This is a genomic window from Ewingella allii (assembly GCF_044430645.1).
GTDB lineage: Bacteria > Pseudomonadota > Gammaproteobacteria > Enterobacterales > Enterobacteriaceae > Ewingella > Ewingella allii.
Map to the genome: position 1 here is coordinate 1,380,231 of NZ_JAWUDN010000001.1, position 13,817 is coordinate 1,394,047.

General features: G+C 47.0%; 13 protein-coding genes. 1 reads left to right on the top strand and 12 read right to left on the bottom strand.

Annotation, left to right across the window (positions count from 1 at the left end):
* Positions 1–102: 102 nt before the first annotated feature.
* Genes SBO83_RS06590 through flhB form a run of 3 tightly spaced genes read right to left on the bottom strand, consistent with a single transcriptional unit; the run spans position 103 to position 3,747 of the window.
* Positions 103–525, bottom strand: a complete 423-nt coding sequence (locus SBO83_RS06590; RefSeq protein ID WP_396130884.1) for a flagellar protein FlhE — start codon at positions 523–525, stop codon at positions 103–105.
* On the bottom strand, positions 525–2,603 hold the full coding sequence (flhA, locus tag SBO83_RS06595) for a flagellar biosynthesis protein FlhA (RefSeq protein ID WP_353501862.1): 2,079 nt from the start codon (positions 2,601–2,603) through the stop codon (positions 525–527). Before flhA ends, SBO83_RS06590 begins: the two co-directional genes overlap by 1 nt.
* Complete coding sequence (gene flhB / locus SBO83_RS06600) at positions 2,596–3,747, bottom strand: flagellar biosynthesis protein FlhB (RefSeq protein WP_353501861.1); 1,152 nt, start codon at positions 3,745–3,747, stop codon at positions 2,596–2,598. The genes flhA and flhB overlap by 8 nt, the downstream gene beginning before the upstream one ends.
* Before the next feature lie 335 nt (positions 3,748–4,082).
* On the opposite strand from flhB, the gene SBO83_RS06605 reads away from it, so the two are divergent.
* Positions 4,083–4,628 (top strand): tyrosine-type DNA invertase, encoded by a 546-nt coding sequence (locus SBO83_RS06605; protein ID WP_396130885.1) that lies wholly within the window; start codon positions 4,083–4,085, stop codon positions 4,626–4,628.
* Positions 4,629–4,725: 97 nt separating this feature from the next.
* Here SBO83_RS06605 and SBO83_RS06610 read toward each other — a convergent pair whose 3' ends face one another.
* From SBO83_RS06610 to SBO83_RS06650, 9 genes are all read right to left on the bottom strand, one after another.
* Positions 4,726–5,370 carry a response regulator transcription factor gene (locus SBO83_RS06610; RefSeq protein WP_353503954.1) on the bottom strand — a complete coding sequence of 215 codons (645 nt, stop codon included), beginning with the start codon at positions 5,368–5,370 and terminating at the stop codon, positions 4,726–4,728.
* A 66-nt stretch (positions 5,371–5,436) separates the two neighbouring features.
* On the bottom strand, positions 5,437–6,156 hold the full coding sequence (locus SBO83_RS06615; RefSeq protein WP_396130886.1) for a LuxR C-terminal-related transcriptional regulator: 720 nt from the start codon (positions 6,154–6,156) through the stop codon (positions 5,437–5,439).
* Positions 6,157–6,306: 150 nt separating this feature from the next.
* The gene (locus tag SBO83_RS06620) at positions 6,307–6,840 is read right to left on the bottom strand and encodes a fimbrial protein (protein ID WP_353501858.1); all 534 of its coding nucleotides are present in this window, start codon (positions 6,838–6,840) and stop codon (positions 6,307–6,309) included.
* A gap of 70 nt (positions 6,841–6,910) precedes the next feature.
* Positions 6,911–8,014, bottom strand: coding sequence for a fimbrial protein (locus tag SBO83_RS06625; protein WP_396130887.1), 1,104 nt, complete (start codon positions 8,012–8,014; stop codon positions 6,911–6,913).
* Positions 8,011–10,566 (bottom strand): fimbria/pilus outer membrane usher protein, encoded by a 2,556-nt coding sequence (locus SBO83_RS06630; protein WP_396130888.1) that lies wholly within the window; start codon positions 10,564–10,566, stop codon positions 8,011–8,013. Before SBO83_RS06630 ends, SBO83_RS06625 begins: the two co-directional genes overlap by 4 nt.
* A gap of 103 nt (positions 10,567–10,669) precedes the next feature.
* Positions 10,670–11,356 (bottom strand): fimbria/pilus periplasmic chaperone, encoded by a 687-nt coding sequence (locus SBO83_RS06635; RefSeq protein WP_396130889.1) that lies wholly within the window; start codon positions 11,354–11,356, stop codon positions 10,670–10,672.
* 102 nt (positions 11,357–11,458) lie between these two features.
* Entirely contained in the window at positions 11,459–12,055 is a 597-nt protein-coding gene (locus SBO83_RS06640) for a fimbrial protein (protein ID WP_396130890.1), read from the bottom strand.
* Positions 12,056–12,823: 768 nt separating this feature from the next.
* Entirely contained in the window at positions 12,824–13,558 is a 735-nt protein-coding gene (locus tag SBO83_RS06645; protein ID WP_396130891.1) for a 3-oxoacyl-ACP reductase FabG, read from the bottom strand.
* Between the two features lie 3 nt (positions 13,559–13,561).
* Positions 13,562–13,810: a phosphopantetheine-binding protein gene (locus SBO83_RS06650; RefSeq protein ID WP_396130892.1), complete on the bottom strand. Its 249-nt coding sequence runs from the start codon at positions 13,808–13,810 to the stop codon at positions 13,562–13,564.
* Positions 13,811–13,817: the final 7 nt, after the last annotated feature.

The following is a 13,817-nucleotide window of genomic DNA, read 5'->3' on the forward strand; positions in this document are numbered from 1 at the left end:
TCCCAGCCTGCCAAAACTCAGACAAAAAAATATCGCCGATATCAGCGATATTTTTGTGATTGACGGCAGGATTGGTTTTAAAAGCCAGCCCTGGCAACCCATTTAGCGATAATTCACGATCACCTGCTGACTCACCACGCGCAGCGGCGGGTTTAGCCTGCCTTGTCCCTCAACCCCAAATACCAGCCTGAAAGAAGACTGCGCCGACTGACCAAAGAAGTTACGCGTTTGCCCCTGCGCGGCGTCCAGCTGCTGGCAGCGGTTGCTGCTACTGCACAGCTGCACCTGCAAACCCGCCGGTTCCGGACCCAACAGGCTGTAGCTCCAACTTATAGTATCGATAACCGCCGAGGGCATCTGCATCACCGGCGCGTTTGCTGATGGACTTAGCATTGAAGCAGAAGCCATCTGCCCGCGATTTTGCAGCGTGATGCCCGCCTTGCTGTCCGACCAGGAGCCAGAGGCCGCCAGAGCGGATGCCGAGCAGCACATGATTAAAAGCCCCGTAGCCATTTGTTTCATCATTACTCTCCGCCAATGGTGGCAGTCATACGAATCTGGCGGCTGTCGCTCATCTCCAAATTCGACATCACGGCAATTTGCGGCAATGAACGACGCAGGAAGCGAGACAGCAAAGCGCGCAGCGCATGGTTGACCAGCAATACCGGCGGCGCTCCATTGACCTCCTGTTGTTGCAGCGCGGCCTGGGCCTGTGTCAGTAGACGCTCCGCCAGCCCCGGCTCCAGCCCGCCGCCGCCCTGCAGTGCTTGCAGCAGCAGGCGCTCAAGGGCGGTATCCAATCCAATAACCTGCACTTCACCGGTGCCCGGGAACCACTGTTGAGTGATTGCCCTGCCCAGCGCGACGCGCACCACGGCCGTCAGTTCGTTGGCGTCAGTTTGATTCGGCGCATGCTCGGCCAGAGTCTCAATAATGGTGCGCATGTCGCGAATAGAAACGCGCTCCGCCAGCAGGTTCTGCAATACTTTATGTAAGGTAGTCAGCGTTACCACGCCCGGGATGAAGTCCTCAGTCAGCTTCGGCAACTCTTTGCTGACGCGCTCCATCAGCTCCTGCGTTTCCTGACGGCCAAACAGCTCTTGCGCATGCATGCTGATCAGGTGATTAAGGTGGGTGGCCACCACGGTACTGGCTTCCACCACGGTAAAGCCCTGAATTTGTGCCTGTTCGCGGAGTGCCGGTTCAATCCACACGGCGGCCAGGCCAAAGGCCGGATCCTGAGTTACTTCACCCGGTAATTGACCAATCGCGTTGCCAGGGTTAATCGCCATCCAGCGACCCGGATGGGCCTCGCCGGAACCGATTTCCACCCCTTTCATCAAGATGCGGTATCCGGCAGGTGGTAATTCAAGATTGTCGCGAATATGGATAACCGGCGGCAGATAGCCCATCTCCTGCGCGAACTTCTTACGAATGCTGCGGATACGCCCCAGCAGCTCGCCGTTCTGCGCGTGGTCGACCATTGGGATCAGGCGATAGCCGACTTCCATACCCAAAGAGTCTTCCAACTGAACATCCGACCAACTGGCTTCCACCAGCTGCTGGCTTTCGGTATTCACCTGCACCGTCTCTTTCGCCACTGCCGGTTTCTGCTGCTGGCCGCGAGTCCACCACGCCAGAGCCAGTAAAGCCCCGGTGAACAGCAGGAAGACGAAGTTCGGCATACCCGGCACCAGACCGAGCAGGCCCAAAACGCCGGCGCTGAGCATCATCACGCGAGGGTTGCGGAACAGCTGGGTGACCATCTGCTCGCCGACATCTTCATTGGTGCCCACGCGGGTAACGATAACGCCCGCCGCGGTCGAGATAACCAATGCTGGGATCTGCGCAACCAGACCGTCACCGATGGTCAGCAAGGTGTAGCTTTCAGCCGCGTGGCCGAGATCCATTCCGTGCTGCAACACACCCACCAGCAGGCCGCCAACCACGTTGATCACCATGATCATCAGGCCCGCGATGGCGTCGCCGCGCACGAACTTACTCGCACCGTCCATTGAGCCGTAGAAATCGGCTTCCTGAGTCACTTCGGAACGGCGTTTTTTCGCTTCTTCTTCGCCAATCAGCCCGGCGTTGAGGTCAGCGTCAATGGCCATCTGTTTACCCGGCATTCCGTCTAACACGAAACGCGCGCCCACCTCAGCAATACGCCCGGCACCTTTGGTGATAACCATAAAGTTAATCAATACCAAGATGATGAACACCACTATACCGATAGCAAAGTTACCGCCAACCAAGAAGTGGCCGAATGCTTCAACCACACGCCCCGCCGCCCCTGCGCCGGTATGGCCTTCGAGCAAAATGATACGCGTCGAGGCCACGTTGAGGGATAGTCGCAACAAGGTAGAGAACAGCAGAATGGTTGGAAAAGCAGCAAACTCAAGGGTGCGCTGGGTGAACATCGCCACCAGCAACACCATGATCGACAGGGCAATGTTAAAGGTAAACAGCAGGTCGAGGATGAACGGCGGCAAAGGCAGCACCATCATCGACAAAATAATCAGGATCAGGATAGGCCCGGCGAGCACCTGCCATTGTGTATCTTTGAAGCCCGGTAAGCGCAGCAGCGCGGCCAGATTACCCATGTGTTTCTGTTTCTCCAGCAAAGTCCAATGCTTCAGGCACCGGTAAATGTTCAGGTTTTTTCGGGATTAATCCGCCTTCACGCTTCCAGCGCTTAAGCTGATACACCCACGCCAGCACTTCCGCGACCGCGGCATAAAGCGCGGCGGGGATCTGCTGACCAATATCACTATGACGGTAAAGCGCTCGCGCCAGCGGCGGGGCCTCCAGCGTCGGAATTCTATGTTCGGCAGCCAGTTCTTTTATGCGCAGCGCCACGTCACCCGCCCCTTTCGCCAACACTTTCGGCGCGCTCATTTTGCTTTCGCTATATTGCAGCGCAACGGCGTAGTGCGTCGGGTTGGTAACAATAACGTCGGCCTTCGGCACGTCGGCCATCATGCGGCGACGCGCCATGGCCCGCTGCTGCTGGCGAATACGGCCTTTAACGTGCGGATCGCCTTCCTGACTCTTAAACTCGTCGCGAATGTCTTGTTTACTCATCCGCAACTTTTTAATGTGGCTCCAGATTTGCCAAAAGACGTCGAACGCCACCATTGGGATCAGGCCGAATACCACCATCATGGCGCAAAACGCCACCATGCTTAGAGCCTCGGCCAGCGCCGGAATGGTCGGCTGCGCCATCAGGCGCATCATGTCCTGCCAGTGATGCCACAGGTAAAGACCGCAAATGAAGCCAACAATGGTGGCTTTCAGAATGGCTTTCAGGAGTTCTGCCAGCACCTGCGCTGAAAACATGCGCTTCAGCCCGGCAATGGGGTCCAGACGATTGAGCTTCGGCGCAAAAGATTTGCCGCTGAAGTTCAACCCGCCGAGCAGCAGAGGCGCGGCCAGCGCAACCAGAACTAACCCACCAATTACGGGCAGCAGTGCCCAAACTGCACGCCCCAGCAACGACGCCATTTGCCGCAGCATTTGCCGGTCATTGCTGATGATGTCGTGATCGAAATTCAGACCTTGTGAAATCATCACCGCTAACTGCCGCGCCATTGACTCCCCGGATACCCATAGCAATGAAAAACCGGCCCCCAGCATCAGCATGGAGGTCAGTTCGCGCGAGCGCGGTATCTGCCCTTCTTCGCGGGCCTTTTCAAGCCTGTGGGGTGTGGGGGCTTCGCTTTTTTCGAGATCGCTTTCTTCAGCCACCGGTCGGTTCCTGTTGGTGCATCATCCATCGCCAAAAAGCCATGGATACAATTTCAGGCATAGCATGCCAAAACCTTGTGGGTCTGATTGCTGGAACAAAGGGGATAAATGGGGGTTATTCTTGAGATAAATGGCTTGAAGGTGATTACTGAGATTGCGCCACGCGCAACTATACAACTCGGAATGACTTACCCAGCGAAGGTTTTTTCATGACAACTTTTATAATTCCTCTCATATTGCCATGAAATGGAGCTACATAATTAAATAAGCGGCACTAACTCTTACAAATCGTTATATATACACCATCAAAAAACCATGGATAGGTAATCAAAATAATGCAGAATTTTTTAAATCAGCAAGAAATAGAGAAAATGATTACGGCAACGGCTACGGGTAAAAACCGTGCGCGTGATGAATGCATGTTGTTAATGTGTTTTATACATGGACTGCGCGTGACAGAGCTAATTAATTTGCGGATTAGTGATATTGAATTACAAACAAAAAGGATTTCCGTTTCCCGTTTAAAAAACGGTTTTACTGTCCAGCACCCTTTGCAGCCCCGCGAAATTGTAGCTATAGAAAATTGGTTACAGATACGTTCAGGCTTTTTAGATGCAGATACTCCGTGGTTGTTCCTATCAAAACATGGCGGGCAGCTTTCCAGACAGCAATTCTATCGACTCGTGCGTAAATATGGCGAAATGGCCGGGCTGGATACTCAGGTTCATCCCCATATGCTTAGGCATGCCTGCGGCTATGCTTTAGCCGATAAAGGCTTTGATACAAGATTGATTCAAAATTATTTAGGGCATCGTAATATTCAAAACACCGCTATTTACACTACCAGCAATACGCCACATTTTGTGGCGGTAGAGATTTAATCTCAGTTGCCGAATCTGATGTTTGACTCTCGCCCTTCACTATAAAGTTGAAGGGCGGGCCTACTTATTTACACCCTAATTGAGATACACACTATGTTTAGAGATAAAGTTTATCTTTCATCAAAAATAATTCAGCATCATTTTTAACGGATAATTTACGCATAGCATTACACTTATGGGCACTGATCGTCTTAATACTAAGACTTCTCAGAGTAGCAATTTCTCCCAGACTCATTCCATTAAACAGATGCTTAAGCACTTCCTTTTCACTGCAGGTAAGTTGACGAGCAGAGAGATCGGCTGAACTATTTTGCAAGGCAAGATAGCCACAGATCTTCTGGCTTAGAAAACGTCTCCCTTGTAAAGCCTGCCTAAAAGAATCAACAATTTTGGCTAAAGGCTCACTACGTGCAATAAGACTGATATTAGGCTCGCAAAGCAAGGGGCGCATTTGCTCTCCTGACTGACAAGATGTGTAGACAATCATAATCAGATTAGGATACTGCGAACATAGATTTAGAATAATATCTCGCCCTTCGATGAAGGACTCACTCTGGCTGTACAAATCAGTGACGAGCACATCAACTGACTGATACATAAAGGCTTCGCTTACCTTCTTAAGACTGTTTTCTTGCAAAATGACATCTTTCACGATACCTAGTGAATCAAGAAAATAGCATAGACCGGCAAGTGCTAGCGGGCTGCTATCCATTAATGCTATTTTGAGTGGTGTAGTTGGCATGACACGCAAAATATAACTCCCTGTATTATTAGATGTATGCCGTTTTATTGGCCGACCGTTATTACGTCAGAAGACAACGCCGGGCCAAGCTTTCATCATCCATATTCCTTGTGCAAACAGCTCACTGTCGTTCTTAAATCCTAACTTCGCCATAGCGTTGCGTTTATGAGTGCTAATAGTGCGGATATCACGATGCATTTTCGCTGCCACTGAAGAGACATTCATACCGGAAAAAAGATAGGTCAACACATCCAACTCGCGTCGTGTCAGCGCAGTTATCTCTTTTCCCGGGTCTGATAAGCTCAACAACTGTCGCAGTTTAGGGCTGTAAAATTTCCCCCCTGATACAATCTGCGAGATACATTGAACAAAGGCTATCGTCGGCTCACTTTTCAATAAAATGCCGTGAGCACCCGATGAAACGACCAATTGAAGTATTCTGTATTCGCTAAAAGCGGTGCAGACAATAACTTTTACCTCCGGCCAGCGAGAATGTAATGAAGGCAAAAGCCTTAATCCATCCAAAACAGATTCTTTTTCCCCGCATAAATCCATCAATAAAAGTTTTGGGCGATGAGCCTTAATTAGCGGCATGATGTCCGCCAGCGAATTGGTATGAATAATATCCTTACCTACATCGCAACTCTCCAGTAAAAGGCGACGCATCCCTAAAGCTGTCACGGGGCAGCTCTCCATAATGATCACCCCGTTATTTTTAACGGCTTGAGGTTTCATGGATGATGACGATGCACAACGGTGTAACTGCGACATTGGAAAATTATTCATCTTCTCATCTTTATGTTCGGAAAATAGAGAGTGTTATTAAACTGGCTTAACGCTTTCATTTCTAACAGTTAGCAACAATAGTGAAGTCCTTTTATTTATTACAAACTCACAGGAACAAAGTATCATCGTTTCTCAGCATCAAAATACTACTTATTGATATGTGAAGCTAACCTGCATACTGCCTACTATTGATCCTGGGGTGACATTACCGGAAACAGTATATGCACGCGCTTGTAAATTAAACTTTGCCGTAGAACTTGCGCTCTCTATTGCCTGCGTAACATTGGCGCCGTTACCTAACATCCGACTGTCACTGATATTTTGTACTTGGATCTGTAGGTTAGTTGCCGAACCTGTGTTGATAAAAGTATCTGAGCCTGCGGAGGCTGGGGTCCCATTCACTGTCATTGTGACACTTTTGGTGGTTTCAGGGCATGCGCTCAATTGCAGACTAAAATTGACCCAGGGTGCTGCTGAACCAGCTGATGATAGAACATATTGATGTATACCATCACCCAGGTTTACCTCAACGCCAGAGGTCGGGAAATTAACCCGGCAAGCCGCGGCTTTTATATTGCCGGTGATTTGCAAAGTCGTGGCTGACTTTGAGGAAAACGAGGTTGCACTTAAAATCAGCATTATTGACGAAATCACCTTGAATTTCGTCGCTGTAAAAATAGTCATATCTACATCCTTCTAACCTTTAAGTAGCATTCACTTTTAAGGTGAATGCTATGGGATGCTGCTTGTCAGCTTACTCAAGCTCAGCCTGAATCGTTGCAGTCGCAGTAAAATTACCGGTGCCCGGTGTTCGCCCAGTGGTATTAATGGGGTAGAGCTTTATCTGGGTAGATGCAGATTGCGACGCGTAATTCATATTTAACGGCAGGTCTCCGCTTATTGGTGGGATAACTGCGCCTGAAGCATTTTCAATTTTTACGCCCACATTTTCGTTAGTGGTTGCCAGAACGCTGGGTTCACTTGGGTCTGGCGTCCCCTGAAACGAAAGGCTCACCTTGACACCCTCTGAAATATTGTTACAGGCGACATTAAGTTGCTGGTTTTTAGGCACAAAACCTTTGGCCATCTCACCTTTAGTATTAATATTCGTGGCGATAATATCGCCGAAAGGAATAGTGATCACTCCTCCGCCGTTGATAGTGCAGGATTGGGGTACAGTTACTGTTCCACTCATATAGACAGAAGAAACGGGTACTGTTGAGATACTTTCGCCATCAGTAGCAACAAAAATATCAACAACTTTAGTCATTGGAATAGTCTGTACGCCGACGAAGGCTCTTCTAAAATAGAGTGAAACTGAACCTTTATTGCCAGTTTCCCAAAAACCACTTCTTTCACAGGATGTACCTGTAGTATTTTGATTGCTCATATGGAAAGGTGCAGGGATCATTTTCCTTAAACCACCCGCGACAAAAATACTACTCGCCACTCCTAAGTAAGGGCTTATCCCATAGTATTTATTAGTACCATCGTTATAAACCACCCCACCACTTTCAGGTACTTTTGCGGTAATATATGGTGCAAAAAAGACCCCACGGCAATTGCATCGAATAATGTAATCACCCGCGGTATTCCAACTAAATGCGTTGGGCTTTAACATTCCCGCGGTATTTTCTGATGGCGTAGTTAAGGTATAATTCATATTAAAATTATACACTTTAGTACTGGTGTCAGGCCCGCAGGTAGCAGAATTTGCTGTTCCACTAAACGCGAATAATGCAATACTCGTCCCTAACAGCGTAAACGCTCTGGCATATCCAACTTTGTTCTTGGCAGAGTTCGTTAACTGCGAGAAAACAGTGCTATTTATATTATTCATATTCAAATTCCATTTCATCGACATTCCCCTTTCAACAACTCGATATTGGCAGCGTCAATCGATTTTTGCAGGCGATAATCCACTTCGCAGGTTTGCGATGCAGCATTACCCCATTTCACACTTAATCGTCCTGAGTCACTCATCCCGGTAAGATAAACCTGGCCACCGTCACCGACGATATTTCCGTTATAACTCTTGTTACTAAGATCAGTAACCATGGCACCAAATGGCACTGGCTCACCATTGCTACGGATAAGAGTCATTAATACACGCTGGCCAACGCGAGGGTTGAAATCGGCACGTACTACAGCTCCTCGAGCAGGAATCACCGATGTTGAACTCATGGTGATATCTACATCGTCAGGCAGGGATTGAGTATCAAGCACAATTTGGTTATTACGATATGGCGTTGCGTAAGGTACGACCGCGTATCCGCGCCCATCAGTGATAACGCCTGAGTTGCCAGTTACTCTTACATTTCCAGCCCCTGGCGCTTTCACCAAGACCATGGTTTCACTCAAAGGTTGAGAGAGGGTTAAACCATTTTCATGGACTATCGCTCCACCTTCTAAACCATAACTCAGACGGCGTTGGTTTTTGTCATAGCTATAGCCAACATTGAATTCGCCTTGTCCCCCTTTATAATCGGCGGCGGCGCTTCCACTGGATCCCTGACCTTGACTGCCATAGCCCTGGCTCAGGTTATAACTTAAATTATCATCAGCCAAAGCTGTACCACTTAAGCCTAGGTTATTAGTGGTATTGCCTTTTTTACTGGTGCTCATACCATAGGTGGCGTATCCGCCCGGTAACCATTTATTCAATGGTATGCTGACGTTAAGGGCAAAAATTTGGTCAGTATATAGAGTACGGGAACCGTAGCCGTCCGTACCATTTTTGTTGTAAGTGTAATTCAGGCCATACGAAATACCAGACCATGTATTGTTATATCCCACTCCGACAGATTCAGTACTGCGATTATTATTCCAATACTTTTCTTTAACCATGCTGACTGAAATCGCACCGCCCTTCTGCCACAGATTTTGGCTCATGGTCAACTCAAAACGGTTCTTTTTCTGGTCCGAAGTATAGCTATTGCCGTTGTTGTAGCTGTCTAATGCTTCTTGCAGGGTATAGAAACCTGCCGTTGAATAACGGTAGCTAGCAAGACTGAAGTTAGTCCCTGTTTCTACGAAGCTTTTCCCGTAGCGCAACCGATATGATTGACCACTGGTTTTAGGGGTATCTTTCTGAGTGGTCCAAGCTTGCGTGACATCAGCAGACAACGCACCAATTCGCCCTAAATTTTGCCCCAAACCAGCGACAAAAGCCTGATATTTAGTGGCAGCCTGTACCCCACCGTAAACAGTGGCCCCATAGCGCATGCCATAAATAGCAGTGCCCTGTGAAAAGACTGCTTTCTCAACATCACTGTTGCTTGAGCGGTATTGACCACTGGTCAGGCTATATTTGAGTCGACCTTCGCGCTGAAGTACCGGGACAGCGGCGAAAGGAACAACCAAATTCTGTTCGCTTCCGTCGGCCTCTTTGATAGTGACCTGTAAGTCACCGGAGCCCGATGTTGGATAGAGATCCGAAATATTAAATGGACCCGGTGCGACATAGCTTTGATAAATAATATAACCATTCTGCCTGATAGTGACCTGCGCATTACTTCGCGCAATCCCACGCACTACCGGTGAGTAGCCTTTCATGCTGTCAGGGAGCATGTCATCGTCAGAGGCGAGTTGCGCACCGCGAAACGAAACAGCATCAAATACTTCACTTGGCGAAGCACTATCACCCAGAGTTAACTGGCTCTTTAATACCTTAATATCGCGCTGCATATAGGTATTAATTGATTTCCAGCGGTCCTTACCATCGCTATCTCGGCTCCACGTAGAATAGTTACGCAGGCGCCAATCGGCCAGATTCATGCCGGTTCTAAGGTTCAAATAATAACTATCACTATCCTGTGAAATACTATTTTTGGCCTCTTGATTCGCACCGGTAAAATTGTAATTCATCAACAGGGCTGGAATACCGTTATCCCATTTTTCCGGCGATACGTAGCCACGAGCCTGTTGATTTAGTGCTGCTTGAGGAAGGCTAAGGTCTAAACGCTGCTGTTCAAAATCAAAACGTGCCGATGCCTGCGGAATATCCTGGCTGAGGTTCACGCACTCATCCGTTGTGTTGATTTTTGGATACAGCGCGAGTTTGACGCCCAACTCTTTTAACATCTCACTATTTAGGCAGGGTAGAAGGCTTTGGGTTCCTGCTGCATCAGTGAATAAGTTAAAGTTGACATCCTGTGTGATGATCATTGTCCCGTTGAGATAAATATCAACGCGATAAGTCCCTGGTGGCTGATTTCCACTTTTTTCAAAAATTGAAAGATCAGCATTTCCCTGCATTGGGTTATCAATTTCAAGTAAAGCCGGACTAAAATATTCCTCAGCGTTCGCGATCCCGGCTCCGCCAAGCATTGCAGCAAGCTGGCAGGAGATGAACCAAGCGAGATAGGAATGTTTGAAGCCGACTGAGCGGTAACTCTTCGGTTTTTTCATTATTTTGATTCCATTCTTATCACCGCCAAATAATCGGCGTGATAGGTAGTGCGCATCCATAGCGCCCTGACGTTATTTACGCCTACTTAGTGGCTATTAGCGATCATAATGTCTGAACAAATGATTGGCTTGTGCCGCCATAATCGTTGATATATTGCCAGCTTAAGGTGTTACCGGAGATATTATTCGGTAAAGTAAAACTGACGTTTGAATATGGCGCCACCATTGGGACATCTTTAATTTCCGCGCCGTTAAGTTTGACGTTAAAGAAAGTAAAATAGTGGGCTGAAGAGTTGGTGATCTGCACAGAATTACCCGTACGTTGCCATGTCAGTTTTTTTACGGCATCTTCGGGTGTAGTTTCGACACCTGTAGGTCTATATATCAACTTAATCCGCGTTTTGACGGCAATTTGCAGTGTATTCTCTCTTTTTTCCGCATAAGGAATTGATTTAATATTCATCCAGAATATAGATTCCCTATCCTCCGGCAGATTTCCTCCGGCGCGTATCACGCGCAAAACATTCTGCCGTTCAGCATCCAGACGGAATAATGGCGGTGTAGCGAGAAATGGCGCCTTTTCTGCTTTTTTCTGCCCTGAAACAAGCTCACCGTCTACCCAGGATTGAATAAGGAAAGGAACCTTGTCAGGATTATTAACAGTGATTGATGCTTCTTTCTTATTGCCTTCGTAAATAAGACGTGTGCCGCCAATGACAATCCCTGCTTGTACCGATGTGGTTATAAACAGCAAAAATGCTGTGATAATCGTAGCTCGCCATCTTTCCATGATGTTTACCCAATAAAATATCTTAAATAGATCAAGGGTAATATCTACCCCTGATCTGATATATCAAATCGCTTCTAAACCATTATGTTTAATGACTGAGATTTATTGATAGATAATTGTAAATTGAGCTGCACCTTCTGCTGCACCAGCGGTAACAGCAGTAGTCAGAGAGACATAACGTGCCTTGAAATCAAGGTTATTAGCAGTGGTCTTTAAAGCATAGGCTGCTGAATCTTGATACAAGCTAATCGGATTATCATCTTTGTCATAAATTTTGATACCGACGCCAGTCGCTTTACCTGTACCAGTAGCAACGGCTAATACGGTATTATCACCCGCCACTTGCGTACCATCAAAACGCACTTTGGCACTGGTCACTGTTGAAGGGCAACCTGTTAATACTAAGGTGAATTTTTGAGCAGCAGATAAAGATCCAGATGTTGGAAACGCTGTAGTACCAATTTTACCCAGTTGAACATCCAGATTTTTGGATGCTGCACTAACGGTACAAGGGTTACTAATAACGTCGCCCTTAAAATTTATTGTACCGTCAATAGCGAAAGCTGAAGAAGAGATTACAGAAGCAACCAACAAAGCAAGACCAGTAATATTTTTTTTCATTTCAAATTTCCTTTGAACATATGCATAGAGGACGCCGTCATTGGCGTTCGCATTGTTTTTGACAAAACCATCTGCCATTCCATTACTTTGTTCTTTAGAGGTTCCACCTCTTAAATAAACGGCTAAGTCATTACAGTAAAAATGCTCAACAATTCATTCCGAAGCAAAGTGGCTCTACTTTAGTTCCGCTAAAAAAAACTGTCAATAGACAGTCTATTATAATATAAAACTTTAAATTAATGATTATAAATCAGTACTTTGCGTTAAAAATTAAAACTTTCGACTCCATTCAAAACTAAGTATTTTCTTACGCTACAATTAGTCTTTGCTTTTATATGAACGCCTGATATGAAATCACTAACTTTTTATTCCAAGAAACATAAAAATTTTGAACGCATGCTCCATAAGCAATGTTTAGTTAGCATATAAAGCCAAATGTGTCATTTCAGTTTAAAATGAATTATTTAAATTAAAGCCTAGTGTTTATATTAGCCCCTGACGTCAAGATACCTGTAAACACTCAAATCCACTGTCACATTAAGCCAGACGAGTTAACTAACTCACTAATAAAAGGCAACGATAACAGCCTTGTAGTTAACAATTAAACACCTAGAGGTATGGCTAAGCGAAGTCTTTACTTTAAAAGGATCTGGGTAAGATATTTCTAATGTTTAGCTTCTGTTTATACTACTGACCGAGATTGGAGAAAAATTAACAGAACAGGATGAGAGTGTTGTGAAAGAGAGGAAGAAGGAGTGGGAAAACAAATACATCAAATTGAACATCAAGAGTAAAGGTGCCCTTGATGTTCATTTAACGTTGATAAGTCAGTACTGGAGAGAGGTGTCAGGCGGTAAGGCCGCCGTCAATAACTATCGTCTGGCCTGTCATGTAACGGGCACCCTCGCCGACCAGCCATGATACCGCATTGGCAATGTCTTCAGGTTGCCCCAATCTTCTCATCGGAATGAGGCTGCGGATGGCTGTCATTTTCTCTTTGGGTAGAGATTGCAGCATTTCACTATCAATAAAGCCAGGTAATAAGCTATTGACCCGAATGCCAAACCTGCCTAACTCTACTGCGAGAGAGCGGCTCAGGCCGATCATGGCCGCTTTACTGGCACTGTAAGCCGTCTGCCCAATATTGCCTTTAATGCCTGATACTGACGACATCATGACTATCGCCCCCTCCCTTTGCGCAATCATGGCGGGAAGCAAGGGCTTGTTCCAATTGAACACGGCATTAAGATTGGTATCCATCACCTGTCGCCAGTTGTCGGATGTCTGAAACATATGCAATGCATCAAGCGTAACGCCCGCGTTGTGAATAATGCCATAGGGAGCGCCAAGGCGTTGAATAAGCTGAGAAGCCGTGTCATTTACCGTCGCCTCATTCCGACCGTCACAGCGAATCCCTTCAACCTGCCCAGGTAATGACTCGCACAATGCCAGAAGTGATTGGCTTTGCTGTTCAGCACTCTGCCAGGTGAACACAACATTCCACTCTTTCGCCAGCTCGAGAACCGTCGCCCGGCCAATACCGCGGCTTCCGCCGGTGACCAAGATCCATTTGTCCAGCATAGGCTATTCACCCTTCTCACTAATGAATTGGCAAAGCTCGCGCAGAGTGAGGCCAGGTTGGTCAACGAAAACGTCAGTTTCTATCGTAACGCTGAACTCTTTATTGGCCAGAAGCATCAGCTCAACATAATCCAGACTGTCTAACTTGAGCTGTGAGAGAGGCATGTCTTCAGAAATGGACTCTATCTCGAGATCCTTAGCTTCACACAGCATGGCGCAAACTTTGCTATAAACTTCATTGTAATCAATCATTTTTATT

Bases quoted from the DNA above. Each gene is read 5' to 3' on its own strand.
- SBO83_RS06590 (WP_396130884.1), bottom strand. From the start codon at position 525: ATGATGAAACAAATGGCTACGGGGCTTTTAATCATGTGCTGCTCGGCA.
- SBO83_RS06610 (WP_353503954.1), bottom strand. From the start codon at position 5,370: ATGCCAACTACACCACTCAAAATAGCATTAATGGATAGCAGCCCGCTA.
- SBO83_RS06635 (WP_396130889.1), bottom strand. From the start codon at position 11,356: ATGGAAAGATGGCGAGCTACGATTATCACAGCATTTTTGCTGTTTATA.
- SBO83_RS06615 (WP_396130886.1), bottom strand. From the start codon at position 6,156: ATGAATAATTTTCCAATGTCGCAGTTACACCGTTGTGCATCGTCATCA.
- SBO83_RS06630 (WP_396130888.1), bottom strand. From the start codon at position 10,566: ATGAAAAAACCGAAGAGTTACCGCTCAGTCGGCTTCAAACATTCCTAT.
- SBO83_RS06605 (WP_396130885.1), top strand. From the start codon at position 4,083: ATGCAGAATTTTTTAAATCAGCAAGAAATAGAGAAAATGATTACGGCA.
- SBO83_RS06650 (WP_396130892.1), bottom strand. From the start codon at position 13,810: ATGATTGATTACAATGAAGTTTATAGCAAAGTTTGCGCCATGCTGTGT.
- SBO83_RS06645 (WP_396130891.1), bottom strand. From the start codon at position 13,558: ATGCTGGACAAATGGATCTTGGTCACCGGCGGAAGCCGCGGTATTGGC.
- SBO83_RS06620 (WP_353501858.1), bottom strand. From the start codon at position 6,840: ATGACTATTTTTACAGCGACGAAATTCAAGGTGATTTCGTCAATAATG.
- SBO83_RS06625 (WP_396130887.1), bottom strand. From the start codon at position 8,014: ATGAAATGGAATTTGAATATGAATAATATAAATAGCACTGTTTTCTCG.
- flhA (WP_353501862.1), bottom strand. From the start codon at position 2,603: ATGGGTAATCTGGCCGCGCTGCTGCGCTTACCGGGCTTCAAAGATACA.
- SBO83_RS06640 (WP_396130890.1), bottom strand. From the start codon at position 12,055: ATGGCAGATGGTTTTGTCAAAAACAATGCGAACGCCAATGACGGCGTC.